General features: G+C 68.7%; 27 protein-coding genes. 10 read left to right on the top strand and 17 right to left on the bottom strand.

Annotated features, from left to right (window positions below; all coding sequences use genetic code 11):
- Positions 1-146: 146 nt before the first annotated feature.
- Entirely contained in the window at positions 147-2,804 is a 2,658-nt protein-coding gene (gene clpB, locus ACUYM2_RS16700; protein WP_481601076.1) for an ATP-dependent chaperone ClpB, read from the top strand.
- An 85-nt stretch (positions 2,805-2,889) separates the two neighbouring features.
- Here clpB and ACUYM2_RS16695 read toward each other — a convergent pair whose 3' ends face one another.
- Positions 2,890-3,249 carry a VOC family protein gene (locus tag ACUYM2_RS16695; protein WP_481601075.1) on the bottom strand — a complete coding sequence of 120 codons (360 nt, stop codon included), beginning with the start codon at positions 3,247-3,249 and terminating at the stop codon, positions 2,890-2,892.
- Between the two features lie 144 nt (positions 3,250-3,393).
- Between ACUYM2_RS16695 and ACUYM2_RS16690 the strand changes: the two genes are divergently transcribed.
- On the top strand, positions 3,394-4,152 hold the full coding sequence (locus ACUYM2_RS16690; protein ID WP_481601074.1) for a VOC family protein: 759 nt from the start codon (positions 3,394-3,396) through the stop codon (positions 4,150-4,152).
- A 27-nt stretch (positions 4,153-4,179) separates the two neighbouring features.
- On the opposite strand, the gene ACUYM2_RS16685 is transcribed toward ACUYM2_RS16690, so the two are convergent.
- The 3 genes from ACUYM2_RS16685 to ACUYM2_RS16675 all read right to left on the bottom strand — a co-directional run bounded on the left by ACUYM2_RS16685 (position 4,180) and on the right by ACUYM2_RS16675 (position 6,447).
- Positions 4,180-4,824, bottom strand: coding sequence for a DNA alkylation repair protein (locus ACUYM2_RS16685; RefSeq protein ID WP_481601511.1), 645 nt, complete (start codon positions 4,822-4,824; stop codon positions 4,180-4,182).
- Between the two features lie 340 nt (positions 4,825-5,164).
- Positions 5,165-5,329, bottom strand: coding sequence for a hypothetical protein (locus ACUYM2_RS16680; RefSeq protein ID WP_481601073.1), 165 nt, complete (start codon positions 5,327-5,329; stop codon positions 5,165-5,167).
- A gap of 110 nt (positions 5,330-5,439) precedes the next feature.
- Positions 5,440-6,447, bottom strand: coding sequence for a septum formation family protein (locus tag ACUYM2_RS16675; RefSeq protein ID WP_481601072.1), 1,008 nt, complete (start codon positions 6,445-6,447; stop codon positions 5,440-5,442).
- Positions 6,448-6,751: 304 nt separating this feature from the next.
- Here ACUYM2_RS16675 and ACUYM2_RS16670 point away from each other — a divergent pair, with 304 nt between their 5' ends.
- Positions 6,752-6,985: a DUF3073 domain-containing protein gene (locus tag ACUYM2_RS16670; protein WP_346959438.1), complete on the top strand. Its 234-nt coding sequence runs from the start codon at positions 6,752-6,754 to the stop codon at positions 6,983-6,985.
- 283 nt (positions 6,986-7,268) lie between these two features.
- Complete coding sequence (locus ACUYM2_RS16665; RefSeq protein ID WP_481601071.1) at positions 7,269-8,048, top strand: VOC family protein; 780 nt, start codon at positions 7,269-7,271, stop codon at positions 8,046-8,048.
- 10 nt (positions 8,049-8,058) lie between these two features.
- Here ACUYM2_RS16665 and purM read toward each other — a convergent pair whose 3' ends face one another.
- The 3 genes from purM to ACUYM2_RS16650 form a co-directional block, all read right to left on the bottom strand.
- Positions 8,059-9,228 carry a phosphoribosylformylglycinamidine cyclo-ligase gene (gene purM, locus ACUYM2_RS16660; RefSeq protein ID WP_481601070.1) on the bottom strand — a complete coding sequence of 390 codons (1,170 nt, stop codon included), beginning with the start codon at positions 9,226-9,228 and terminating at the stop codon, positions 8,059-8,061.
- Positions 9,225-10,928: an amidophosphoribosyltransferase gene (gene purF, locus ACUYM2_RS16655; RefSeq protein WP_481601069.1), complete on the bottom strand. Its 1,704-nt coding sequence runs from the start codon at positions 10,926-10,928 to the stop codon at positions 9,225-9,227. Before purF ends, purM begins: the two co-directional genes overlap by 4 nt.
- A gap of 62 nt (positions 10,929-10,990) precedes the next feature.
- Entirely contained in the window at positions 10,991-11,317 is a 327-nt protein-coding gene (locus ACUYM2_RS16650) for a hypothetical protein (RefSeq protein WP_481601068.1), read from the bottom strand.
- A 196-nt stretch (positions 11,318-11,513) separates the two neighbouring features.
- On the opposite strand from ACUYM2_RS16650, the gene ACUYM2_RS16645 reads away from it, so the two are divergent.
- Positions 11,514-12,362 (top strand): class I SAM-dependent methyltransferase, encoded by an 849-nt coding sequence (locus ACUYM2_RS16645; protein WP_481601067.1) that lies wholly within the window; start codon positions 11,514-11,516, stop codon positions 12,360-12,362.
- A 121-nt stretch (positions 12,363-12,483) separates the two neighbouring features.
- On the opposite strand, the gene ACUYM2_RS16640 is transcribed toward ACUYM2_RS16645, so the two are convergent.
- From ACUYM2_RS16640 to ACUYM2_RS16620, 5 genes are all read right to left on the bottom strand, one after another.
- Entirely contained in the window at positions 12,484-13,431 is a 948-nt protein-coding gene (locus ACUYM2_RS16640) for a type IV toxin-antitoxin system AbiEi family antitoxin domain-containing protein (RefSeq protein WP_481601066.1), read from the bottom strand.
- A gap of 234 nt (positions 13,432-13,665) precedes the next feature.
- Positions 13,666-14,142 (bottom strand): thioredoxin-dependent thiol peroxidase, encoded by a 477-nt coding sequence (gene bcp, locus ACUYM2_RS16635; RefSeq protein WP_481601065.1) that lies wholly within the window; start codon positions 14,140-14,142, stop codon positions 13,666-13,668.
- Between the two features lie 178 nt (positions 14,143-14,320).
- The gene (locus ACUYM2_RS16630) at positions 14,321-15,529 is read right to left on the bottom strand and encodes an MFS transporter (RefSeq protein ID WP_481601064.1); all 1,209 of its coding nucleotides are present in this window, start codon (positions 15,527-15,529) and stop codon (positions 14,321-14,323) included.
- Entirely contained in the window at positions 15,526-16,362 is an 837-nt protein-coding gene (locus tag ACUYM2_RS16625; RefSeq protein WP_481601063.1) for a hydroxypyruvate isomerase family protein, read from the bottom strand. The genes ACUYM2_RS16630 and ACUYM2_RS16625 overlap by 4 nt, the downstream gene beginning before the upstream one ends.
- Positions 16,363-16,391: 29 nt before the next feature.
- Positions 16,392-16,553 carry a hypothetical protein gene (locus tag ACUYM2_RS16620; RefSeq protein WP_441416662.1) on the bottom strand — a complete coding sequence of 54 codons (162 nt, stop codon included), beginning with the start codon at positions 16,551-16,553 and terminating at the stop codon, positions 16,392-16,394.
- Positions 16,554-16,591: 38 nt separating this feature from the next.
- Here ACUYM2_RS16620 and ACUYM2_RS16615 point away from each other — a divergent pair, with 38 nt between their 5' ends.
- Complete coding sequence (locus ACUYM2_RS16615; RefSeq protein ID WP_481601062.1) at positions 16,592-17,575, top strand: aldo/keto reductase; 984 nt, start codon at positions 16,592-16,594, stop codon at positions 17,573-17,575.
- Positions 17,576-17,601: 26 nt separating this feature from the next.
- On the opposite strand, the gene ACUYM2_RS16610 is transcribed toward ACUYM2_RS16615, so the two are convergent.
- Positions 17,602-18,126 carry a DUF488 domain-containing protein gene (locus ACUYM2_RS16610; protein ID WP_481601061.1) on the bottom strand — a complete coding sequence of 175 codons (525 nt, stop codon included), beginning with the start codon at positions 18,124-18,126 and terminating at the stop codon, positions 17,602-17,604.
- Between the two features lie 95 nt (positions 18,127-18,221).
- Between ACUYM2_RS16610 and ACUYM2_RS16605 the strand changes: the two genes are divergently transcribed.
- Positions 18,222-18,872, top strand: coding sequence for a uracil-DNA glycosylase (locus tag ACUYM2_RS16605; RefSeq protein ID WP_481601060.1), 651 nt, complete (start codon positions 18,222-18,224; stop codon positions 18,870-18,872).
- Positions 18,873-18,936: 64 nt separating this feature from the next.
- Entirely contained in the window at positions 18,937-19,251 is a 315-nt protein-coding gene (locus ACUYM2_RS16600; protein WP_481601059.1) for a hypothetical protein, read from the top strand.
- A 119-nt stretch (positions 19,252-19,370) separates the two neighbouring features.
- On the opposite strand, the gene ACUYM2_RS16595 is transcribed toward ACUYM2_RS16600, so the two are convergent.
- Positions 19,371-19,847, bottom strand: a complete 477-nt coding sequence (locus tag ACUYM2_RS16595) for a hypothetical protein (RefSeq protein ID WP_481601058.1) — start codon at positions 19,845-19,847, stop codon at positions 19,371-19,373.
- A gap of 296 nt (positions 19,848-20,143) precedes the next feature.
- A complete protein-coding gene (locus ACUYM2_RS16590) occupies positions 20,144-20,980 on the bottom strand; it encodes an alpha/beta fold hydrolase (RefSeq protein WP_481601057.1) in 837 nt (278 codons plus the stop codon).
- Between the two features lie 178 nt (positions 20,981-21,158).
- Here ACUYM2_RS16590 and ACUYM2_RS16585 point away from each other — a divergent pair, with 178 nt between their 5' ends.
- Both ACUYM2_RS16585 and ACUYM2_RS16580 read left to right on the top strand, forming a co-directional pair.
- The gene (locus ACUYM2_RS16585; protein WP_175322402.1) at positions 21,159-21,320 is read left to right on the top strand and encodes a hypothetical protein; all 162 of its coding nucleotides are present in this window, start codon (positions 21,159-21,161) and stop codon (positions 21,318-21,320) included.
- Between the two features lie 120 nt (positions 21,321-21,440).
- Complete coding sequence (locus tag ACUYM2_RS16580; RefSeq protein WP_481601056.1) at positions 21,441-22,361, top strand: 2-hydroxyacid dehydrogenase; 921 nt, start codon at positions 21,441-21,443, stop codon at positions 22,359-22,361.
- Between the two features lie 23 nt (positions 22,362-22,384).
- Here ACUYM2_RS16580 and ACUYM2_RS16575 read toward each other — a convergent pair whose 3' ends face one another.
- Positions 22,385-23,197 carry an MBL fold metallo-hydrolase gene (locus ACUYM2_RS16575; protein ID WP_481601055.1) on the bottom strand — a complete coding sequence of 271 codons (813 nt, stop codon included), beginning with the start codon at positions 23,195-23,197 and terminating at the stop codon, positions 22,385-22,387.
- A gap of 235 nt (positions 23,198-23,432) precedes the next feature.
- The gene (locus ACUYM2_RS16570) at positions 23,433-23,870 is read right to left on the bottom strand and encodes a VOC family protein (RefSeq protein ID WP_481601054.1); all 438 of its coding nucleotides are present in this window, start codon (positions 23,868-23,870) and stop codon (positions 23,433-23,435) included.
- Between the last annotated feature and the right edge of the window lie 120 nt (positions 23,871-23,990).

The raw sequence follows: 23,990 nt of genomic DNA, 5'->3' as shown, positions 1-23,990 counted from the left end.
CCCTGTGGCGCCCCGGCGTCCGCGGGGGACTCCGCCCCTAGACAGCAGTTTCGCCGTGGGCAAACATGGAGGCAAAGGGCCCAAATCCAAAGTTGAGCGGGATAGACTCAACTTTGACGACAGTGTTATCCCGGAAGGAGCTCTCTTTGGACGCCAAATTCACCACCAAGAGCCAGGAGGCTCTTTCGGCAGCAGCCATGAACGCCTCGACGGCCGGAAACCCGCAGCTGGAACCGGCGCACCTGCTTAAGGCGCTCATGGACCAGCGCGAGGGGGTCGCCGTCGCGCTTTTGCGCGCCACCGGAACCGATCCGGATGCTGTCAGCGTCCAGGCCAGCTCCGCCATCAAGTCCCTGCCGTCCACCTCGGGCAGCTCCGTGCAGCAGGCCCAGCTCTCCCGCACCGCCATGCAGGCCATCAAGAATGCGCAGAACGAGGCTGAACGGCTCGGGGACACCTTCGTCTCCACCGAGCACCTGCTGCTGGGCCTCGCCTCCGGCAACGACGACGTCGGCCGGCTGCTGCGCGACGCCGGCGCCTCGCACGAGGCGCTGCTCGCGGCCCTCCCCGGGGTCCGCGGCGACCGCAAGGTGGACAACGCCGACCCCGAGAACACCTTCCAGGCGCTGGAGAAGTTCGGCACCGACCTGACCGCGATCGCGCGCTCGGGCAAGCTGGACCCGGTGATCGGGCGCGACGCCGAGATCCGCCGCATCATCCAGGTCCTCAGCCGCCGCACCAAGAACAACCCGGTGATCATCGGCGAACCCGGCGTGGGCAAGACCGCCGTCGTCGAGGGCCTGGCCCAGCGGATCGTGGCCGGCGACGTGCCGGAGAGCCTGCGCGGCAAGACGCTGGTCGCCCTGGATCTGGCCTCGATGGTGGCGGGCGCCAAGTACCGCGGTGAATTCGAGGAGCGGCTCAAGGCGGTGCTGGAGGAGATCAAGAGCTCCGAGGGCCAGATCGTCACCTTCATCGACGAGCTGCACACCGTGGTGGGCGCCGGCGCGTCCGGGGACAGCTCGATGGACGCCGGCAACATGCTCAAGCCGATGCTCGCCCGCGGCGAGCTCCGGTTGATCGGCGCCACCACGCTGGACGAGTACCGCGAGAACATCGAGAAGGATCCGGCACTGGAGCGCCGCTTCCAGCAGGTCTTCGTCGGCGAGCCGAGCGTGGATGACACCATAGGCATCCTGCGCGGGCTTAAGGAACGCTATGAGGCGCACCACAAGGTCTCCATCTCCGACTCCGCCCTGGTGGCCGCCGCGACCCTGTCCAACCGCTACATCTCCGGCCGGCAGCTGCCGGACAAGGCGATCGACCTCGTGGACGAGGCCGCATCCCGGCTGCGGATGGAGATCGATTCCGCGCCGGAGGAGATCGACCAGCTGCGCCGCCAGGTGGACCGGCTGACCATGGAGGAGCTGGCCCTGGCCGGCGAGACCGATCCGGCCTCGGTGGAACGCCTTGCGGCCCTGCGCGCCGACATGGCGGACAAGAAGGAAGCGCTCGCGGCGCTCAACGCCCGCTGGGAAGCGGAGAAAGCCGGGCTGAACCGGGTGGGTGACCTGCGCGCCAAGCTGGATGAGCTTCGCTCGGCGGCGGACAAGGCGCAGCGCGAGGGCGACCTTGAGACGGCCTCCCGGGTTCTCTACGGCGAGATCCCCGCGCTGGAGCGTGAGCTCAAGGCCGCGGCGGAGGCCGAAGCGGCCGTGCCGGACAAGTCCAGGCAGATGGTGGCCGACGAGGTCACCGCGGACGACATCGCCGAGGTGATTTCCGCATGGACCGGCATCCCGGCCGGGCGCATGTTGCAGGGCGAGAGCCAGAAGCTACTGGAGATGGAGCGCGTCCTGGGCGAGCGGCTGATCGGCCAGACCAAGGCCGTGACCGCGGTGTCCGACGCCGTGCGCCGTGCCCGCGCCGGCATCAGCGACCCCAACCGGCCCACCGGGTCCTTCCTGTTCCTCGGTCCCACCGGCGTCGGCAAGACTGAGCTGGCCAAGGCGCTCGCCGACTTCCTTTTCGACGACGAGCGGGCCATGGTGCGGATCGACATGTCCGAGTACTCGGAGAAGCACTCCGTGGCGCGGCTCGTCGGGGCGCCTCCGGGCTACGTGGGTTACGAGGAGGGCGGCCAGCTGACCGAGGCGGTCCGGCGTCGTCCGTACTCCGTGCTGCTGCTCGACGAGGTGGAGAAGGCGCACCCGGAGGTCTTCGACATCCTCCTGCAGGTGCTCGACGACGGCCGCCTCACCGACGGCCAGGGCCGCACCGTGGACTTCCGCAACGTGATCCTGGTCCTGACCTCCAACCTGGGCAGCCAGTTCCTGGTCGACCCGAACCTCGACGCCGCCGCCAAGCGGGACGCGGTCATGGCTACGGTGCACGCCTCCTTCAAGCCCGAGTTCCTGAACCGGCTCGACGAGGTGGTGCTCTTTGACCCGCTGAGCGTCGAGGAACTGGCCCAGATCGTGGAGCTGCAGGTCAAGGAACTGGGCGAACGGCTCAAGGGCCGCCGCCTGACCCTGGAAGTGTCCGAAGGCGCCCGGGCGTGGCTGGCCGTCACCGGCTTCGACCCCGCTTACGGCGCCCGGCCGCTGCGCCGCCTGGTGCAGCGGGAGATCGGCGACCGGCTGGCCAAGGCCATCCTCGCCGGCGAGATCGCCGACGGCGACACAGTCCTGGTGGACACCGCACCGGACCTGATGGAACTCACCATGGGCGGGCCGGACGTTTCCGCGCGGCCCGACGGCCGGGCCTCCACGGGCAGCGGGCTCTCGGTACGCCGCAAGGAGTAACCGCCGCAAAAGCCCCAGGGGCTGCCAGCCGCACCACATGGGCTGGCAGCCCTTTTGCTGGGCTGCACTGCTGGGTTGCTGCTGGTCAGTCCAGGCAGAGGCAGAATGGATGGCCGGCCGGGTCCAGGAAGACCCGGAAAGTGGCCCCTGGCTGGTGCTCGTGTTTCCTCGCGCCCAGCTTCAGCGCCGCGGCCTCGGCAGCGTCGAGGTCATCGACCACGAAGTCGAGGTGCATCTGCTGGGGGACGTCCTGGCCGGGCCACTGCGGCGGGGTGTAGGACTCGACCCTCTGGAAGCTCAAGGAATCGCCGTAGTCGGCGCGGATGGAGCACCAGTCGTCGTCGTCCTGCTCCACCTTCCAATCCAGCAGGGCGCCGTAGAACTCGGCCAGGGACTTGGGATCAGGGCAGTCGAGAACAACCACCGGGAAGCGTGCGATAGCCATGGCCACACTCTAGGACCATTTCCGGCGGATCGCACCGGATGTGGCGGACGGGCCACGAACTGCCGCCGACGGGTCTTGCCCCCACACGCCGGGGCGGGTAACAATATTCCGGCCGAAACCAGCCAGGCCGAAAGGATTAATACCATGACTGCACGGGACACCTCCTCCGTCGGTGCGCCGTGCTGGGTCGACACCTGGCAGCCCGATCCCCGGTCCGCCAGGGACTTCTACGGCCCGCTCTTCGGGTGGACCTTCGACCGCCCCGTTCCTATGCCGGCCGGTTTCGACGGCGACTATTACAACGCGCGCCTTCGCGGGCAGCTGGTTGCCGGCATCGGGCAGGCGCCGCCGCTGTCGCCGCCGGGCTGGCTCACCCACGTCCGCGTCGACGACGTCGGGGAATCACTGGCCCGCGCCGAGCGGGCAGGAGGCAAGCGCCTCGGGCCGGGTAAGGACGGCGCCGGACGCCGCTTTGCTGTGCTCGCCGACCCTGCCGGCGTCCCGTTCTGCCTGCGGCAGGCGGGTGGGCACGACGGCGTCGAGCTGGCCGATGAGCCGAACTGCTGGGCCATGAGCTCGCTCCACACCACCAACGTGGGGCAGGCCCAGGCCTTCTACGGAGCCATGTTCGGTTGGGAACTCAAAGCGGTGCCCGACGCTCCCTTTTCACTGTGGCTCCGCTCGGACCGGGTCGTGGCCGTCGTGACGGCCACCGACGGCGTCGAGGTTCCGCCGCACTGGAGCGTCAACTTCGCAGTCCGCGACGCCGACGCCACCGCGGAGCGCGCTGTCGCCCTGGGCGGCGGCGTAGCGATGGCGCCGGCGGACACTCCGGGGTTTCGGAGCGCCGTGATCAGGGACCCGCAAGGCGCCGTCGTCGCAGTCAGTGCAGCCACCGGCTGACGCGCGCTGCCAGCGGTTGCCGGCTCCCTACTGCTCTTGCTTTCGGCGCACCATCTCGGTGATCCAGGCGGGCGCGAACGGGGACGTGCAGTTCGGCGGGGTCGGGTAGTCCTTCAGCACCTCGAGGCGTTCACCGATGCCGATGGCCCGGGCGCGGTGCCCGGCATGCTCGATCCCGATCTGGGCGAGACAGTGGTTCATCGCCCACTGCAGGCGGGCCGGTGCGTCTTTCATCTCCGCCTCGATGACATCGAGCAGTCCCGGGAGGTCCAGACCTTCAGGTTTCTTTGCAACGCGTTCGGTCGTCAGCGCCCAGCCCGCACTTGCCACGACGGGATCAGGATCGGCGGACCAGAGCAGGCGCAGGTCCTCGGCGTGCGGGTTCGCCTTCACCACGTAGTTCAGCAGCCAGTCGTGCACCTTGGGTACGCGCGCCTGGCGCATCATGTGGACCAGCTCGTCGCGCTCGAACGCCTTGGGCCGGCAGATCAGGGTCGCTAGCAGTCTCGCCGCGGTGTCACCGGTGGCCCAGATCTGGCGCGCGAGGTCCTGCTGCGTCTTCAACCGCTTCGCGAGGGCGCGCAGCTTGCCGAGGTTCACACCGTGGTCGTCGCCGTGTTTCTCGTTGATGCGGCGAGCCTTCGGGTCCTGAAGACCGGCAAGCTCCGCCATCACCTCGCCAAGCGTCGTGTCGGTCAACGCCCTTCCTCCTGTCCGTCAGCTGAGGGCTTCAGCCTACGGCGTCGGCTGGCCGTGGAAGGGGCTGCACCCGTGCCGGCCGCAGAAACAGGCCTACTGCAGATCACGCTGTGGATTGCGGGACCCTTGCGCCCGCAGCGAATGATCGAGCCCACGGCCAGCGCGGCCGCGGCACCGATGAGGAACGCTGTGACGGCGCCGGTGGATCGCCAGAGGAGAGCAAACGGCAGGTAGCCGGCGCAGAAGATGGCGAGCATCTGAACGAATTTGGGCTTTGTCATGCTGGCCCGACGCTGTAGCGGCTCACCATTCCTCAGGGCCTGGGGTCGGCGCTCGGGCCGGGACGCTGGGATGCCTTGAGCTCCCGGATGCGGAGCCGGAGGAAGATGGTGACGAGCACCAAGGCATAGACGGCTAGTCCGAGCAGTGCCGCCATCAGCGCGTAATAGAGAATCCCGAATAGTCCAAACGAAAACACGTTCCAGCCCCCACATCTTGGTTCGCCCGGGGTCCCGGCGCGAAATCTTGAGGCTAGCACCCGATGACGCTGCGATGACAGTTAAAGCCGGTGCCCGGCACCGCGGCAGCCTAGAGCCGGGGGATCAGGGATTCCTTGATGACGTTTCCGCCGTCCGCCACGAAATAGCAGTCCACTCGCCGGTCGCCCGCTCCCCAGCTGGAGGAGCTGGGGTAGGCCAGCTTGTAGCTGAACTGGTAGTCGCCGGAATTGCCGGTGAGCTGGGCCGCCTTGCAGGTATCCAGCGCCTTCTGCTTCAGCGGGTCGCGGCCAGGGTAGGCGTCCTCGGCAGCGTAACGATCCACCGCCACCAGCTGCGCCGAGTGTCCGGAGTCGCAGGCCACGACGGTGGAAGTCGGGGCGTTCGCGTCGAAGTCCTTGAAGCAGTCGCCGAGCTGGAAGTCCATCGGGTTGACGCCTTCGAGCGGCAGCGGGCCGCGGGTTGCGGCGGCCGAGGACGAGGCTGAGGCCGCCGGGGCCGGGGAGGTGCCGGCCTGCGGCTGCTGCTTCGCGGCCCCTAGCGCGGTGAGCCACCAGATCACCAGCCCCAGCACGACGACGGCGGCCAGCGCGGCGCCGACCTTCGCCAGGCCCAGTCGGTAAGCGCCAGCCCACACGGCACGGCCGAACCGCCGGGCAGCGGCCCATAGCCTGCCACCTAGCCGCCGGGAGCGTGGACCGAGTTGCGCGGTCTTGAGCTGCGCTGCCTGGGCGGACAGCAGCTTGCCAAGTTGGGACGCGCCGGAGGTGGTCTTGCGGTTGCGGGTCTTGGCGGCCGCGCTTTCGCCGGGAGCGCCCGACGGCGACTCCGGGGTTTCGGACCGCGCTGCGGCGGCCGGGGCTGCAGGGCCCGGGGCAGAGCTGACGGCTCCTGGACGCTCCGCTGCGTCGCCGCGCTGGACAAGCGGCACGGCAGAGGTCGGCGGTGCGGTCGGCCGCGGCGGAATATGGACGGAAGAGGGGACGCGTGCCGGAGGGGCCGGGACCGGCCGCTCGCCGGCGTCGTTCGCGGGGGAAACTTCAGGCATTCCGGCATCGCCGCGCCTGGCGTTCTCGTCGCTCACAGGCTTTTCGGTCACTCGGGAATTCACCTCTTCCGTGCGTATTTGCCGGGGCTGGACGTCCGGCTTGGGGTTCCGCTTCCGCGAGCCCACCAAGAGACTCTATCGAAGATGCCCGCCGGGACGCATGCGGAAGCGCGCGGGCCCGGTGTGCGGGCCGGGCCGGGCGTGAGGCACGACTCCGCTCACCGCCGCCCGGGCGGCAAGCAGTCATTGCCGAAAGCATGTAATCTAGGTGTACGACAAATTGACCAAACATTCCGGGGCCTCACTAACGCCAATGGTGACCACCTCCGGTCCGAGTACAAAAGGGGGTCACGCCATGGGGCGCGGCCGTCAAAAGGCAAAAGCTACCAAGCAGGCTCGGGATATTAAGTACTATTCCCCGAACACTGACTACACTGCGCTTCAGCGTGAGCTCAAGAGCTCCGAGGGTCGTGCACCGAGTCGTTTTTCGAGTGAGCCGGTTGAACCGGACTATTCGGCCTACGTGGACAAGTACGCGGACGATGTGGAAGAGGACGACGACGAGGTAGATTCACGTCGGATCGGTTAGTCGACGCTTCTTCCGGTAAGTCCGTCCTGAGCGGACTGCCAACCACCTGATTCTGGCCCGTCGGCCATGCCCTGTCTGGGGTGTGCCCGGCGGGTCTTTTTGCGCCCGGACGTGCCCTGCCCATCCCTGCCGTTTCGATGGTTCCGCGCCCAGCCGGCGTTTGTAAACTTCGAACGGGGAAGCGACCATCGAAACGGCAATCGCGCACAGGTTGCTGGGTCCCCCGCCGGGGGATAACTTGGTGGTGCCGGGGTGTCCGGCGTTTCTCCCGGAAAGGACTTCCATGGCCATTCGCTCAGGGTTTGCCGAGGGCGAGGTCTGCTGGGCCGACCTCCAGACATCGGACGTGGCGGCCGCCAAGGAGTTCTACGCGGGCCTGTTCGGCTGGCGGTACGAGGACCAGCCCACGCCCGACGGCCGTAGCTACGCCAAGGCGTTCCTCGGCGAGGAACTGGTGACGGTCATTGCTCCGCAGAACCCGCAGCAGCTACAGGCCGGTTCGCCGGGCCAGTGGAACGTCTACTTCGCCGCCGACGACGCCGCCGGGCTCGCCGCAGAACTGCCGCACGCCGGCGGGACGCTGGAATTCGGCCCGGAGGCCGTGGCGGACACCGGGGTGATGGTCTTTTTCGCCCCGCCCGGTGGAGGGACCACGGGCGTGTGGCAGGCGGGAACCCACTTCGGCACGGCACGAAGTGAGGAGCCGGGAACTCTGGCCTGGGTCGAGTTGCTCACTCCCGATCCGCAGGCCGCCGTCGGCTTCTTCCAGCAGCTGTTCCGCCACGAGGTGACCGAATACCCGCAGGACGACGGCGGAACCTACACGACCCTGATGGTGGATAGCGCCGAGGTGGCAGGGATCGCTACGGTGCCCGCGGCCGAACACAACCTTGAACCGGGCTGGCAGGTGTATTTCGGCGTCTCAAGCGTCGCCGAGGCCGTCGCCGCAGCGCGGGCGGCCGGCGGCGTCGTCCTCGTAGAACCGGAGGACGACGGCGAGGCCGGTGCCGTTGCCACGCTCAGGGACCCGCAGGGCGGCGTGTTCAGCGTGCTGGAGGTTTAGACGATGGAGGCTAGGCGTAGGCGTTGACCATCCGGACGGCGCCGCCGTCGACGCCCTTGGCGCCCTGGACGTAATCCGGGCCGGTCTTCACCATCGAGTCGGAGTCCTCCCCGACGGTGCCCATGATCCACGAGGGCAGGCCGCGGGCGTTCAGGTGGTTCACCGCGGCGTCGGCGGCCTCCGGCGAGACGATCGCCACCATGCCCACGCCCACGTTGAGGGTGCGTTCCAGGTCGGCGAGGGGGACGTTGCCCAGCTCGGAGACCAGCTTGAAGATGGCGGGCAGCTCCCAGGTGGCGCGGTCCACGGTGGCCAGCAGGCCCTGCGGCAGGACGCGCGCCAGGTTGGCGGCTAGCCCGCCGCCGGTTACGTGGCTGAAGCCGTGCACGGCCTGCCCGGCGGCGGAGCCGTTGACCGGGAACGTGCGGGCCAGGTCCAGGCAGTCAGCGGCGTACACCCGGGTGGGCTCCAGGAGTTCCTCGCCGAGGGTGCGCTCGAACTCGGAGACGTGGCGGTCCAGGGCCCAGCCGGCGTGGTTGACGACGCGGCGGACCAGGGAGTAGCCGTTGGAGTGCAGGCCGGAGGAGGCCATGCCGATCACGACGTCGCCGGCGCGGACGCGGTCCGGGCCCAGCAGCGAGTCGGCCTCGACCACGCCGGTGGCGGCGCCGGCGACGTCGTACTCGTGCTCACCCAGCAGGCCCGGGTGCTCGGCGGTTTCGCCGCCCACCAGGGCGGTGCCGGCAACCGAGCAGGCGGCCGCGATGCCGCGGACAATGTCCGCGATGCGCTCCGGGACCACCTTGCCGCAGGCGATGTAGTCGGTCATGTAGAGCGGCTCGGCGCCCACCACCACGATGTCGTCCACCACCATGCCGACCAGGTCGAAACCGATGGTGTCGTGGATGTCCATGGCCTGGGCGATAGCCACCTTGGTGCCAACGCCGTCGGTGGAGGTGGCCAGCAGCGGCCGCTTGTAAGTCAGCAGCTTCGACACGTCGTACAGGCCGGCGAAGCCGCCGACGCCGCCGATCACCGAGGAGTTGTGGGTCGCCTTGACGGCGTCTTTCATGAGTTCGACGGCGCGGTCGCCCGCTTCGACGTCGACGCCGGCGGAGGCGTAGGTGATGCCGGTGTTGGGGGCGTCGTTGGTGTCAGCGGCCGGGGAGGCGGAAGTCATACTGGCTCTTTCTTGTCGGCGTCAAGCTTGTCGGCGGGGACGCGGTCGGCGTCGGTGAGCAGTTCTTCGAATTCGGCGTCCGGTCCGGGATCGCAGCCGGTGGCGCCGGCCTTCTCGGCGGGATCCTGATCGGAGGGGATGGCGGCGTCGGACGCAGCGTTGGCGACGGCGTCGGCGGCGGGGCTGCCGGCGGTGGCTGCGGGCGCTGCGTTCCCGGATGCGGGCAGGCCGCCGAGGTCGGTGCGTTCCAGGAGGTTCTTGCCGAGCTTGTCGGCACCGGGAAGTTCGATCGGGTACTGCCCGGTGAAGCAGGCGGTGCAGAGGCGTTCGCGCGGCTGCCGCGTGGCGCCGATCATGCCGTCTTCGGAAATGTAAGCGAGCGAGTCCGCGCCGATGGCCTGCGAGATTTCCTCGATCGTGGCGCCGTTGGCGATCAGCTCCGCCCGGGAGGCGAAGTCGATGCCGTAGAAGCAGGGCCACTTCACCGGCGGGGACGAGATCTTCACGTGCACGGCGGCTGCGCCGGCCTCCCGGAGCATCCGCACGATGGCCCGCTGGGTGTTGCCGCGGACGATCGAGTCGTCGACCACCACCACGCGCTTGCCGCGGATCACGGACTCCAGCGCGTTGAGCTTGAGCCGGATGCCGAGCTGGCGCAGGGTCTGCGAGGGCTGGATAAACGTGCGGCCCACATAGGCGTTCTTGACGAAGCCGTGCGCGAACGGGATGCCGGATTCCTGTGCGTAGCCGACGGCGGCCGGGGTGCCCGATTCCGGCACCGGGATGACGATGTCCGCGTCCTGGGTGTTCTCGCGGGCCAGCTGGCGGCCCATCTCCACGCGGGACTCGTACACGGAGCGGCCGGCAATCGCGGCGTCCGGGCGGGCGAGGTACACGTACTCGAAGACGCACCCGGCCGGCGTTGGCTCGGCGAAGCGCTGGGAACGGACGCCCTGCTCGTCGATGGCGATGAATTCGCCCGGTTCGATCTCGCGGATGAAGCTCGCGCCGACGGTGGCGAGGGCAGACTGCTCGGAGGCGACCACCCAGCCGCGCTCCAGTCGGCCGAGGACCAGTGGGCGGATGCCGTAGGTGTCGCGGGCGGCGTAGAGGGTGCCTTCATCCATGAAGACGAAGCAGAAGCCGCCCTTGATCTTGGGCAGCAGTTCCAGGGCGGTCTGTTCGAGGGACTTGCCCTCCTCGCCCTCCAGCAGGGCGGTGACCAGGGCGGTGTCCGAGGTGTTGCCCTGCTTCATTTCGCCGCTGAGCTGGCCGCCGTTGCGGTCCACGATCATGGCCTTGAGCTCGGCGGTGTTGGTCAGGTTGCCGTTGTGCGCCAGGGCGACCGTGCCGGTGGCCGTCGCACCGAGGGTGGGCTGGGCGTTGGCCCAGTGGCTCGCACCGGTGGTGGAGTAGCGGCAGTGGCCGACGGCCAGGTGTCCGGTCAGGGTATTCAGCGTGGTCTCGTCGAAGACCTGGGACACCAGGCCCATGTCCTTGTAGACGTTGATCCGCTTGCCGTCGCTGGTGGCAATACCAGCCGACTCCTGACCGCGGTGCTGTAGCGCGTACAGCCCGTAGTAGGTGAGTTTTGCTACCTCTTCGCCGGGAGCCCAGACCCCGAAGACGCCACATGCGTCCTGCGGGCCTTTTTCGCCAGAGAGAAGATCATGAGAAAGTTTTCCATCGCCGCGTGCCACTGGTCGATTATCTCACGTTGTGCGCTAGGACTTTTCCGGCGGCCGGTTTATGACCTGCCGGCCTAGGCGCGGTCCTCGCCGTCGGTGTCCGGAACCGAGTCCGGGACGGATTCGACGACGGCGCGCTCGGCGCGGCGGACGCTCAGTCGGTCCAGCACCAGCGCGACGACGGCGCCCACGATCGCGCCTCCGGCGATGCAGAAGGTCAGGAAGAAACCGAAGACGGAATTGGCGTCGTAGCCCTCGTCGCCGGGCAGGCCGTACGCGATGACAGCCGCCACCACGACGCCCAGCAGGCCGCCCAGGATCAGGAACGGCACGTACTTCGGAGCGCGGCGGACGGTGACGGCGCGGCGTTCGGGCGCAACGGGGGTGTCTTCAGGAGCCATGCCTTTAAGCCTACTGCCCGCGCGCCCCCGCGTTTTTCGCCGGCATTTCCGCGCCGTTTTCGGACCGCTGCTGCGCGGATCCGGTGGGCGCCTGTCCGGAACCAGGGCGTAAATCCGGGACCCTAGCGGGAACGCCGACGGCGGAGCACACTAAGGGGTGGGGGAGGGTGCGGTCCGGACCGGTAAAGGACGCACCATGTCAGTTGCAGCGGACAGTATCCCTGGCCGGCAGCGCATCATCTGGGACCAGTTCGCGGCGGGCTGGAAGAAATGGGACGCCGAACTACTCGACTGGCAGGCCCCCTTTGGCCACGCCGTCATCGAGGACGCCCGGCTGCACCCGGACTCCGTTGTGCTCGACGTCGCGTCGGGGACCGGCGAGCCCGGCCTCACGGCCGCGGTCTTGGTGCCGGACGGTGAGGTGGTGCTGACCGACATCTCGGCCGGCATGCTGCACGTGGCCGAGGAGAAGGCGTCCGCCCAGGGGCTGGCCAACGTGAGCTTCAGCGTCTGCGACGCCGCGCAGCTGCCTTTCGGGGATACGACGTTCGACGCCGTCCTGTGCCGTTTTGGCTTCAACTACTTTCCCGACATGAAGGCCGTCGTGCGGGAGATGGTACGGACGGCCAAGCCGGGGGCGAGGATCAGCGCGGCCGTCTGGGGGCGGACCGCGGAAAACCCCTGGGCCGCCCTGATCCTTGGCACACTCGCTCAGCACGCGGAACTGCCGCGGCGGCCCGATGTCATGCCGGGGCTGTTCCGTTGTTCCGCGCCCGGCTTTATGACACGGCTGTTCCGGGACGCAGGCCTGGTGGAAGTGGCCGAGCGCAGGGTGAGCACGGACCTGGTGCACGATTCCCCGGACAGCTACTGGGAGTTCATCACTGATATCGCGACGACAGTGGCCACGGGCCTGGCGAAGGCGGACAAGGAGGCACAATCGCTGATCCGCTCCGACGTGTTCCAGCTGCTCGGCCGTTACGAGCACCAGGGCGCGCTCAGGCTCCGATCGACGGCGACGATTGTGGCGGGCACCCGGGCCTAGGCTCCAGTCCGCGGCGATTCCGCGCCGGTTCCGGACCGGTGCGCCGCGGATCCGAGGCGCGGCTGTCCGGAACCGCCGCGGATTTCCGATCCGGGCGCGGATTTCCGAACCCGCCGTGCCATCACCGGCGGCAGGCCGGCCGGATCAGCCGCGGAACCCTATGGGCGGTGAGGAACGCCGCGAACTTCGCCGGCCCGGAGATCTCCGTCCAGGTCCAGCGGATGACCCGTCGCCCGGTCGCCCGGATCCGGTCCTCGCGGGTCTTCTCGTCAACGACGACTTCGGAGGGGGTCCGTCCCTGCAGGTACTCGGCCTTCTGGTACTTGACCAGGCCGTCGAATTCCCCGCACAGCCGGTCCTCCGGCCACTCGAAGTCCGTGTAGGCGGCCACCCCGCGGTCGTCGAGGATGGCGGTCTGCAACCGAGGGGGCTCGAAGCCCAGCCGATGCATCAGCGCACGGCTCACCGATTCCCCGGGGGATCCCGATGCCGGGTCTGCGAAGTCGATCGCCGCCCGGATTCTGCGCGCCGCGGCCGCGCTGTAGTTGGGTCCGATGCCGCCGTCGAGCTCCTCCTTGCTCAGGGCAGGCAGCTCCGGCTGCGGACGCAGCACGTGGTCCAGCGCCGCGACGGCCTGTTCAAATGACTCGAACGCCGCCAGATCCAGGACGGTCCGGAGCCGCCCCGTGACCAGCAGCCCCCGGCGTTCTTCGACCTGCAGGGTCAGCGGATCAGCGTAATGCCGCCGTACACCGGCCCGCGAACGGCCGCCGCCGTCGTCGGATGTGCAGGCATGCACCAGAGTGGGGCGGCCCAGCACCGGAAGGTCCCACAGCGCGGCCGAGGACTTCCGGCAGAACACGGTGCGGGTTTGCAGCGTCGAGGCGGCCGCCTGGATCAGCAGCGGGTACCGGCTCCAGCCCGGCAGCGCGTCCCAGGCGGCCGCTTGGACGTAGACGCCCCGCCTGATGCGGCGCAGCTCGCCTGCCGCGGCCCGACGGGACAACGCTCGGCTGTCCAGGCCGAGCCGGGCCGAGTCGCTGCTGAGGATGAACGCGGGGATCTCCATCTCCCGATGCTCATCCGTCGGCCTGGCGGGCTGCAACGGGGCCGGTGTCAGATGTGGATAAGCTACAGTTTCGGATTTCCGCTGCCGTTTCGGACTTGGGCACCCCGGGCCCGGCCCGCACCAGCCCGAAAGAGGCGCGAAAATCCGGAACCCGCGCGGAAACCCGGAGTGCCGGCCCGGCGCGAACAGCGAGAAAACCCCGAGCCGGCGCGAGAATCCGGAACCGGCGGGGGCCTAGATGCCCAGCTCATCCTTCAGGGCGGCCACGTGGCCCTCGGCTTTGACCTGGTACTGCGCGAGCTTGACCTTCCCCTCGGGGTCGAGGACGACGGTGGAGCGGACGATGCCCTCCGTGATCTCACCGCGGACCAGCTTCTCGCCCCAGGCGCCGTAGGCCAGCGCGACGGCATGGTCCTGGTCGGCGAGCAGCGGGAAGGTCAGGGCGTAGTCGCCGGTGAAGTGCGCAAGCGCCTCGGGGCCGTCGGGGGAGATGCCCAGCACCTCGTAGCCCGAACCCTCCAGAGAGGCCAGGTTGTCGCGGAAGTCGCAGGCCTCGGTAGTGCAGCCCGGGGTGGCGGCCTTGGGATAGAAGTACACGATGACGTTCTTACCTCGGTAGTCGGCCAGCGCGACCGGTTTGCCCTCGGCGTCGGGCAAGGTGAAATCGGGTGCGGGGGTTCCGGGCTGGAGCTTGACGGGGTTCTGGCTCATAGGAAGTCCTTCGGGGAGGGCTGGAATGGAATCTGTGGTGCACAACACCGGTGGCGCAATCACTATTCCGCCTGCATGCCTAAGGTCGCGCCCGGCTGGGCAGACCCGCCCGCACGGGCCGGTCCGACTCGGGGCAGGCTTCTCGGGGCCCACACGGGCTAAGCCGGGACGCGGAGCCTCAGGCCGGGCCGCTGATGACCCGGGCCCGTCCGGCCAGCAGCCCCACCAGCGAGAGGACCGCCATGATGCCCGCGGTCACGAGGAGCGGCAGCGTCCAGCCGTCGGTGAGGTCGTGAAGGGCGCCGAACAAGACCGGCCCCACCGCGCTGAGCCCGTAGCCGACCGACTGTGCCATGCCGGACAAGGCCGCCGCCTGCGGGTGGTTCACGGTCCGCAGGCTGAACAGGGACAGGGCGACGACGATCAGGCTCCCGCAGCCCATGGCCCCCAGGACGATCCACAGCAGCACGAGCTCTGGCGCCAGGGTCAGCCCCAGGAACGTCGCCACCGTGAGCGCGCCGCTGCTGAAGGCCACCAGCCGCTGGTCGCGTCCGCGGTGCAGGATCCCGCCGGCGGCAAGGCTGGCGAACACGCTGATCAGCAGGAAGACGGACAGGTGGATCCCCGCGGTCGTGGCCGGGACGCCCCGGCTTTGCTCGATGGTGGGCAGCCACGCCATCAGGACATAGAAAGCGACCGACTGCAGCCCCATGAAGATCGTCACCTGCCAGCCCAGAGCGGAGGTCCAGGGTGAGCGGTAGGCAATCTTCGGCGCGGCAGCATGGGCAGCGCCGGACCGGTGACGGCGCAGCCACGGCAGGAGCACCGCCGTGGCGACGAGCGCCAGCCCCGCCCAGATTCCGAGGGCGAGCCGCCAGCCCGCGGGCGATGTTTGCGCAACGGGAACGACGACGGCGGCGCCCACCGCTGCGAATGCGGCCTGGGCGGCGGTGTAGCCCCCGGTGACCTGGCTGACCCGCAATGGAAAGTCGCGCTTCACCAGCGAGGGAACCAAGACGTTGAGGAATGCGATGGCGAGCCCGATCAGCGCGGTGCCGGCCCAGATGGCACCGGCCAGGGGCAGAGAGCGCAGCACGATGCCCGCGGCCAGGATCAGCAGGGACGTCCAGAGCGCCCGGTCCAGGCCAACCCTGGCCGCGAAACCGGGTGCCAGCGGTGAAAAGACGGCGAATGCGATGAGCGGAAGGCCGGTGAGGAGCCCGGCTGCGGCGCTGGAAAGCCCGAGGTCGCTGCTGATGTTCCCCAGCACGGGTCCGACGCTGACAAAGGACACCCGGAGGTTGACCGCAATGAGCAGCACGCCGATGAAGGCGATGCCGATCCTGGTGTTGCGGTCGGCCGCGTTCCGGGTGACGGTCGGCGTCACGGCCTGTCCTTCCGGCCGGACGCGGGCTGCTCGGACGCCCGGCCGGACGCGGCGCGCGCCCACTCGAAGGCCGATGCCGCCGGTGCCTGGTACTCCAGGCCGATGCGGCCCTCGTAGCCGAACGCGCGGCTGCGGGCGATCCACTCGGCCAGTGGGAGTTGTCCGGTTCCGGGGGCCCCGCGGCCGGGGGCGTCGGCGATCTGGACGTGGCCGAAGTCCTTGGCGTGCTGTTCGATCACAGCGTCGACGTCGTCACCGTTGACCGCCAGGTGGTAGAAATCGGCGAGCAACCGGATGTTCGCCGCCCCGGTTTCCTCCTTCACCCGGGCGATGACGCGCAGGGCGTCGTCGGCGGTGCGGAGCGGGTAATCCGGGGCGCCGCTGACCGGTTCGAGCAGCACCGTTCCGCCGATCCGGGCCACCGCGGCGGCCGCGGCTGCCAGGTTCTGCACGGCCAGTTCGTCCTGGGCTTCGGGGGCGTGCCCGGGCTGCCGGTTGCCGTAGAGGGCGTTGAAGGAGGTGCAGCCGAGCCGTCCGCCGATCCCGGCCACCACGTCGATGTTGTCCCGGAACTCGGAGGAGCGGCCCAGCCAGGAGACCAGCCCGCGGTCGCCGGCGGGCATGTCGCCGGCGTTGAAGTTCAGGCCGACCAGCCGGACCCCCGCGTCCGTGATCGCGCGCTCGAAGCGGCTGAGTTCGGCGTCGCCGGGGACGGAGCCTGCAAACGGCCACCAGAACTCGACGGCGTCAAAACCGGCAGCCTTCACCGCGGCCGGCCGCTCCAGGAGCGGCAGCTCGGCCAGCATGATGGAGCAGTTCACGGAGAAGGTCATGAGGGGTTCTTTCAGATGCAGGAGCGGCCCTACCGCTTCGTGGGGTCCTTGCGGGCGGCCAGGCCGATCAGCGCCCCGACGGCCACTCCGATCAGCAGACCGGTAAAAGGCTTGTCGGCCGTGGCCACGCCGATGGCAAAGCCGAGGGCGGCGCCAACCAGCATTCCGATCCACAGCCTCTCGTATTTCACAGGCTCAGGCTAGCAAGGCAACGCCCTATAGTCGGATCATGGAACAAAGAATCTTGGGCAAGACCGGTCGGAACGTCTCCATCGTCGGGCTGGGCACGTGGCAGCTCGGCGCGGACTGGGGCAACGTGGACCCGGCGCAGGCGCAGGCCATCCTGGCTGCCTCCGCGAAAGCCGGCGTCACGTTCTTCGACACCGCGGACGTGTATGGCGACGGCCGCAGCGAGCAGGCCATCGGCGCTTTCCTGGCGGACAACCCCGGCCTGGACATCACAGTGGCCACCAAGATGGGCCGGCGGATGGAGCAGCGGCCGGAAAACTACAACCTCGCCAACTTCCGCGAATGGACGGACCGGTCCCGGCGGAACCTCGGCGTCGAGCAGCTCGACCTGGTCCAGCTGCATTGCCCGCCCACCGCCGTCTACAGCAACGCCGAGGTGTACGACGCGCTGGACACCCTGGTGGCCGACGGCGCCATCCGGAACTACGGCGTCAGCGTCGAGCGGACCGACGAGGCCCTCGAAGCCATGCGGCACGAAGGCACGGCCACCGTGCAGATCATCCTCAACGCCTTCCGGCTCAAGCCGCTGGACGAGGTGCTGCCCGCAGCGGTGGCCGCCGGCGTCGGCATCATCGCCCGCGTGCCGCTCGCCTCGGGGCTGCTCTCCGGCAAGTACACGGCGGACACCTCCTTCGCGGCGGACGACCACCGGAACTACAACCGCACCGGCTCGGCGTTCGACGTCGGGGAGACCTTCTCCGGCGTGGACTTCGGGGAGGGCCTCAAGGCGGTGGCCGAGTTCCAGGACCTGGTGCCCGACGGCGTCAGCACCGCCCAGGCGGCCATCGCCTGGATCGCGGCGCAGGAGGGCGTCAGCACGGTGATTCCGGGGGCCCGGAACGTCGAGCAGGCGCGCGCCAACGCCGATGCGGCCTCGGTCAGTGGCATTGACGCAACGTTCGACGTCGGCGTCCACGAAATCTACGACCGCTACTTCCGCGCATCGATCCACCCCCGCTGGTAGGCGGCGGTCCGGTAGCCCGCCGGGCGCTACTCCGCCGGGTAACACACCCGGTGGCCGTCCACCCGGGCGAACGAGGTCAGGGTGTGGGGTTTGGCGGACTTTTCGCTCATGATGTCCAGCACCTCGACACCGCGGACCAGGAGCGCGTCACCGATCAGCGAACGGTGGCAGCGCCACGGGACGGCCTCCGCGCACATGATGGCCGCATTGCTGGTCCGCCCGCGCTCCAGCAGCTGTCCGACGGCTGCGGAAAACTCCTCGGTCTGCATGTAGTCCGCGTAGCCCCGGAACGACGCGTTCCGCCAGGCGCCGTTAGGGCTGTCCTTGGTGGTGTGCCGCAGTCCGCCGAGGGATTCCATCCGCCGGTAGGTGATCCCAGTGGCACGCACGCTCGCCGCGAGTGCATCCGCATTGAACTGCGGGTTGTGCCGCGACTTCGGGACGGTGCGCACGTCGATCAGCTTTTTGATGCCGTGGGCCTGAAGGATGCCGATGAATTCGTCGATGGGATGAGTGGAGTGCCCCACCGTAAAGATGGTCATGTCCGTCATGTCCCCATGTTAGGGCGGTGCCGGGGGCAGTGCGCGCACGGGAGCGCCGCGGATAGTCTGATGGACCGAGATGCCGCCAAGGAAACGGGCCTGGAATGATTGCACCCCCGATCGAGAACTTTGTTGACCGGCTCGCGTCCGTGCAGACCGGACCGGGGTGCGCCAACTTCTTCGACCACTCCGAGCCCGCGAACGCGCAGCGCCGGCGGAACCTGGCGATCTACCTGCAGGAAATGCGGGACCGTTCGCCGAAGGTGCTGCTGGTGGGGGAAGCCCCGGGCTTCAGGGGCATGCGGATCACCGGGGTGCCCTTCACCAGCCGCACCATCCTCGAGGGGCCAGCCAACGCTTTTGGCCTGTTCGGGCCGGGCAAGGGGTACGTGCTGCCCCCGGACGCTGCGGGCATCGCCGCGGAGCCGACGGCGACCGTGATGTGGGAGGTGCTGGCGGAGTTGGAGTTCCTCCCGCTGCTCTGGAGCGCCTGCCCCTGGCATACCCACGTGCCGGGGCGGCCGCTGTCCAACCGCACTCCGAGGGCGTCCGAGGCGGCGCTGGGGACCCCGTTCTGGCAGGCGCTGACGGAAGATTTTGCCATCGAGACGGTGGTGGCCGTGGGCAACGTGGCGCACCGCAGCCTGCAGCGCAGCGGCCTGGCAGCGCCGAAGATCAGGCATCCGGCACACGGCGGACGGTCCGGGTTCAAACGCGGGCTCGAGGAGCTGATCGCTGCCGGCGTCACCCGCTGAGTAATGGTGCGGGCCTGCCCGATAGTGTGGGGGAGACGTGTATCCGCGGATGAAAGGCAGTGCCATGAGTGATCCGAACGAGCCAGCCAACGATCCCGCCGGCCTGCGGGGTCCGGGCGATCCTGACGCTGCCAAGGAACGCCAGCCGCAGTCCGAGCCTGACGCTGCGGCAGCCCGCCAGCAGCAGTCCGAGCCCGAGCCCGCGAAAATCCCCGGGGAACAGGCCGACTCCGGCCGCGCCGGCAACATCCGCGAAGAACAGATGACCCAGGCTGCAGGAACGGTCCCGGCCGCCTACGTCGGGTCCGGCGACCCGACGTCGGACGACAAGCCGGAAAACGCCGTCGACGCCGGCGGCGGCTGGGACGACGAAACGTAGCCGTCCGTCCTCGCCGCAAAGGGCACAGAAAAGCCAGGGGGATCGCTCCTGGCATTTCGGTATGGCAAGCAACGACCGGGCATCAGGGTAGGACGCCGGCCGGGACCTGGGTTTCGGCGTCAGTGCCAGAGAGTTGCCACCTGGCTCTTCTCCCAGCGGGTCCAATCGGACCAGTGGTTGCCGACGCGGACTCGGAACGACACGAGCTGGTAGACCTTCTCGGGGCCGCGGCGGTCCTGGACGTGGTCGTAGCTGTGGACGGTAGCTGAGTCGTGGCGGCGGTTGAAGGACTCCCAGAACGTTGAACCGCCCAGGAAGTCGTCGTGACGGCGACCGCGCTCGTCTTCATAACGCAGCTGCCTGATCTGGACGGTCTTGTTGTCCCTGCAGTCCACCTTGATGCGGAAATCGACCCAGTGGCTGCGGTCGGTGGGCTTCAGCGGGTTCACGGTGCAACCGCGCACGGAGGTGGAAGCGTCGGCCGGTGCGGCTAAGGCGACCGGGCCGCCGATCAGCCCCAGGGCGACGGCCGAGACCAAGGTGAACTTGGCCGTCCGGTGGCGGGTCTTGGTTGGTGATGGGGTAGTGACGGACATTTTGTGCTCCTGCGCGAGGATACGGTTCTACGGGGCGGACGGCGAAGGCTGGCGGCGCGGCGGTGCCCCGCGCACGTGGCGGCAAACCCGTCCGGTTTTGAACAGCGCGCCCGTGTTAAATCCGGGCTACAGCCGGGCCCTGCTCTTGGCGTTCCCGGTACGTTAATCGTCCGCCCATGGACCCGTCTGCACCAGACCCCTGCGGCGTTTCCGGAAAACCGCGGCGGACACGGACGGACGCACCCCGGATCCGAGGTGCGTCCGTCCGGAACCGGCGCAGAAATGGCGGCGGCGGCCTACTTCGCCAGGAAGCCCAGCAGGGCCTCGTTGACCTCGGCGGCGTGGGTCCAGAGCATGCCGTGCGGGGCCCCCTCGATCTCCACGTACTCCGCCTCCGGGAGGGCCTTGGTGAAGCGGCGGCCGGTGACGTCGATCGGCAGGATCTGGTCCGCAGTGCCGTGGACAATCAGGGCCGGGACGTCGATCTTGGGGATGTCGCCGCGGAAGTCCGTGAGCCAGGTGGGCTGCGCGGCCGCGGACGCCGTCGGGCCGCCCGCGGTGGCGAGGTTCCAGCCGGCCCGCATGACTTCCTCGCTGAGCCGCGGCGTGCCCAGGAAGGTCTCGCTGTTGTAGAAGTTCTTGAAGAAGTCGGTGAAGAAGGCGTAGCGGTCGGCCGTGACAGCCTCCATCAGGCCGTCGAACACGGACTGCGGAACGCCGTCGGGGTTGTCCTCCGTCTGCAGCAAGTACGGCTCCAGCGAGCCGAGGAACACTGCCTTCGCCACCCGCTCCGAGCCGTAGCTGCCCAAGTAGCGGCCCACCTCGCCGGTGCCCATAGAGAAGCCCACCAGCACGGCGTCGTGCAGGTCCAGGCTGGTCATCAGGGTGTCCAGGTCGGCGGCGAAGGTGTCGTAGTCGTAGCCCTCGGTGGGCTTGCTGGACTGGCCGAAGCCGCGCCGGTCGTAGGTGATCACGCGGTAACCGGCGTCAAGGAGCGCCGCGGTCTGCTTCTCCCAGGACGAGCCGTCCAGCGGGTAGCCGTGGATCAACACCACCGGCTGTCCGGAGCCGTGGTCTTCGTAGTAAAGCTCGACGTCGGTGCTGTTCTCGGTTCCAACCTTGATGTGTGCCATGAAGCGATCCTCTCGGTACGGTGTGAAGTCAGTACGTGCGTCCCTTCGACGGGTCCCACTGTAGGGAACTAACGCTGCCGGGGCACAGGGTGTTCCAGAAAGTTGCCTAAAATACCCCGGGGGGTATACTGAAGCTACAGACCACCGGGGTCGCAGACCTACAAAAGGGAGACACCAGATGTGCCGTCAGGTTGCATGCAAGAAGTGCGGTAAGACCACTTGGGCCGGTTGCGGCCAGCACGTTGACCAGGTCATGCGCGGCGTCAAGAGCGCCGACCGCTGCAAGGGCCACGCCGACGAGCCCAAGACCGGCTTCTTCGCCAAGCTCTTCGGTCGCTAGGCACCTCCGGGCCCGGACGGTGGGAACTCCCCTCCGTCCGGGCTTCCTATTGCCCGGCCGACGACGGCGGGAGCCCGCCTTGTCCGCCGTCGGCCCCGCCGGCCTATTAGGCTGGCAACTATGCCGAACAAAATTACTGTCAGCCTGCCGGACGCAACCTTGCGCGAATACCTCCAGCCCCACCCGGATGTCACCGTCCTCGAGTGGGACCTGTCCGGCGATGCGCCGCAGCCGAGCATCGACATCGTCGTTCCGCCCTACATGGGCGGCTGGTCCGCGCTGCGCGGGCTGGAAGGCGTGGAGACCGGGCTGGTGCAGAGCCAGTCGATCGGCTACGACGGCGTGGAGGAGTTCCTGCCGTCCGGCCGGGTCATGGCGAATGCCGCGGGCGTCCACGAGGCGTCCACCGCCGAACTGACCTTGGCCCTGATCCTGGCCAGCCAGCGCGAATTTCCCCGGATGCTGAAAAACCAGCAGGAGGGCCGCTGGGAGAGCCGTCCCACCGCCAGCCTCGCGGACCGCCGCGTGATGATCGTCGGCTATGGCGGCGTCGGCAAGGCGATCGAGGACCGGCTGCTGGCCTTCGAAACCACCGTGACCCGGGTGGCCAGCAAGGCCCGCTCCGACGCGCGCGGCCAAATCCACGGCATCGACGAGCTGCACAGCCTGCTGCCGGAGCAGGACATCGTCGTCGTCGTGGTCCCGCTCAGCGACTCCACCCGGAACCTGGTCGATGACACGTTCCTTACCGCAATGCCGGACGGCGCGTTGCTGGTCAACGTCGCCCGGGGACCGGTCGCGGACACCGAGGCCCTGGTAAAGCACACCGCCTCCGGCCGGATCCGCGCCGCCCTGGACGTCACCGACCCCGAACCGCTGCCGCAGGACCACCCGCTCTGGAGCACGCCCGGCGTCATCATCAGCCCGCACATCGGCGGCGCTACCTCAGCCATGCGCCCGCGGATGGGGAAGCTGCTGCAGCGCCAGATCGAGCTGATGCTCGCGGACGAACCGCCGGCGAACGTCGTGATCGGCGGCTAGCCCAGCGCGGTGCGCAGGGAGCGCTATTCGGGCTGCTCCCTGCGGGCCAGGTGCTCCACCTGCCCCTGATGCACGCCGGTCAGCCATTCCAGCGGGGCCGACGGACCGAGCCGCGGGTCGTCGGGCTCGGCACCGTCCCGCAGGGCCTCCACATAAGCGCGGTCCTGGTTGACTCGCGCCCGCAACTGCTCGGCTCCGCCGACTGAGCCATGACCGGGGACGACGGCGACGACGTCCCCGGCCACGCCCTCCAGGAGCAGCAGCGCGGCGAGGTAGTCGGCGATCGGATCCGCCGCCTTCAGATCGAGGAACGGCATCAGGACGTCGGAAAGCATGTCCCCGGCGACGAGGACGCCGCTCTCCTCGATGAGGAGCGCCGCGTGGCCCGCGGCGTGGGCCTGATGCTCGATGATCCGGACCCTGGGGCCATCCCAGGGAATCTGCGCGGTGCCGGCAGGCAGGCCGGTGATAAGGCCGAGGAGTTCCATCGGGATCTCCCCGGCGAACTCCGGCGGCAGCACTCCGGCGACGCGGGCCTTCCAATCCGGCTGCGACAGCAGACCTTGAATCGGTGCCGCGCAGCGGGCCGTGGCGTAACGGGGCACGTCGCCGAAGTCCGGGTGCCAGAGCACGTGGTCCCAATGCGGATGCGTCGAAAAGCCAGCCACGACGGGCTGGCCCACGCCGCGAAGGTCGTTCGCGAGATCCGCCATTTCGCCGCGCGTTATGCCGGGGTCAATGAGCAGCACACCGGCCCGGCCCTGCACAATAACGCAGTTGCTCTGCAGGAACTTGCTCTCGTGAACCCAAACCCCTTCAGCGACTTGCTTCAGCACGGCATGCCTTCCCCTCGTGGTTGCTCCTGCTTCTCGAGAAGGTATTCCCGGGCGGGAGCGGAGCGCAAGCACTTTGGCGGCCCACTTTCACCAGGCACGTTCATCAGGCACCGGGCGAGGAGCCGCTGCACTTCGGCGTCCTGCCGGTCCGTATAGAGGTCGGATCACGATCGAGCCAATGCTCAGCATCAGGCCAAACTACACCGGGCCGGCGGACGGGGAACCGCTCCGGGCCTCAGTTTTTCTGCAGTTCCTCGGCAAGCATCACGAGGATACCGCTGGGACCGCGGAGGTACGTGAGCTTGTAGACGTCCTTATAGGTCGCCACACCGCGCAGCGGATAACAGCCGTGCCGCGCGGCTGTCGCCAGGGCTTGGCCGATGTCAGGGACTGAGAACGCGACCCGGTGCATGCCGATCTCGTTCGGACGGGTGGGCGCCGTCTCGATCGCCTCGGGGTGGATGTATTCAAAGAGCTCGAGGCGGCCGTGACCGTCCGGCGTTTCGAGCATGGCAATGTTGGCGTGGTTGCCGTCAAGCCCGACGGCGGTGTCGGTCCAGTCGCCGCTGACGGTGTCCCGGCCGACGACCGCGAGACCGAGGTCGGTGAAGAAAGCGATCGCCTCCTCGAGGTCGCGCACGGCGATGCCGACGTTCTCAAGTCTGATGTCCATGCTCCTCACGCTACCGAGCCGACCCGGTCCAGGGCCAGCGTCGGCGGGCTGCCCGCCACATATAATTCGAGGATGCCGATCACGCGCCTTGACCGAGGCAACCCCGTCCAGCCGTCCGCC

The organism is Arthrobacter sp. SD1074B (genome assembly GCF_056780195.1).
This window is presented reverse-complemented; position numbering and strand designations above follow the sequence as displayed.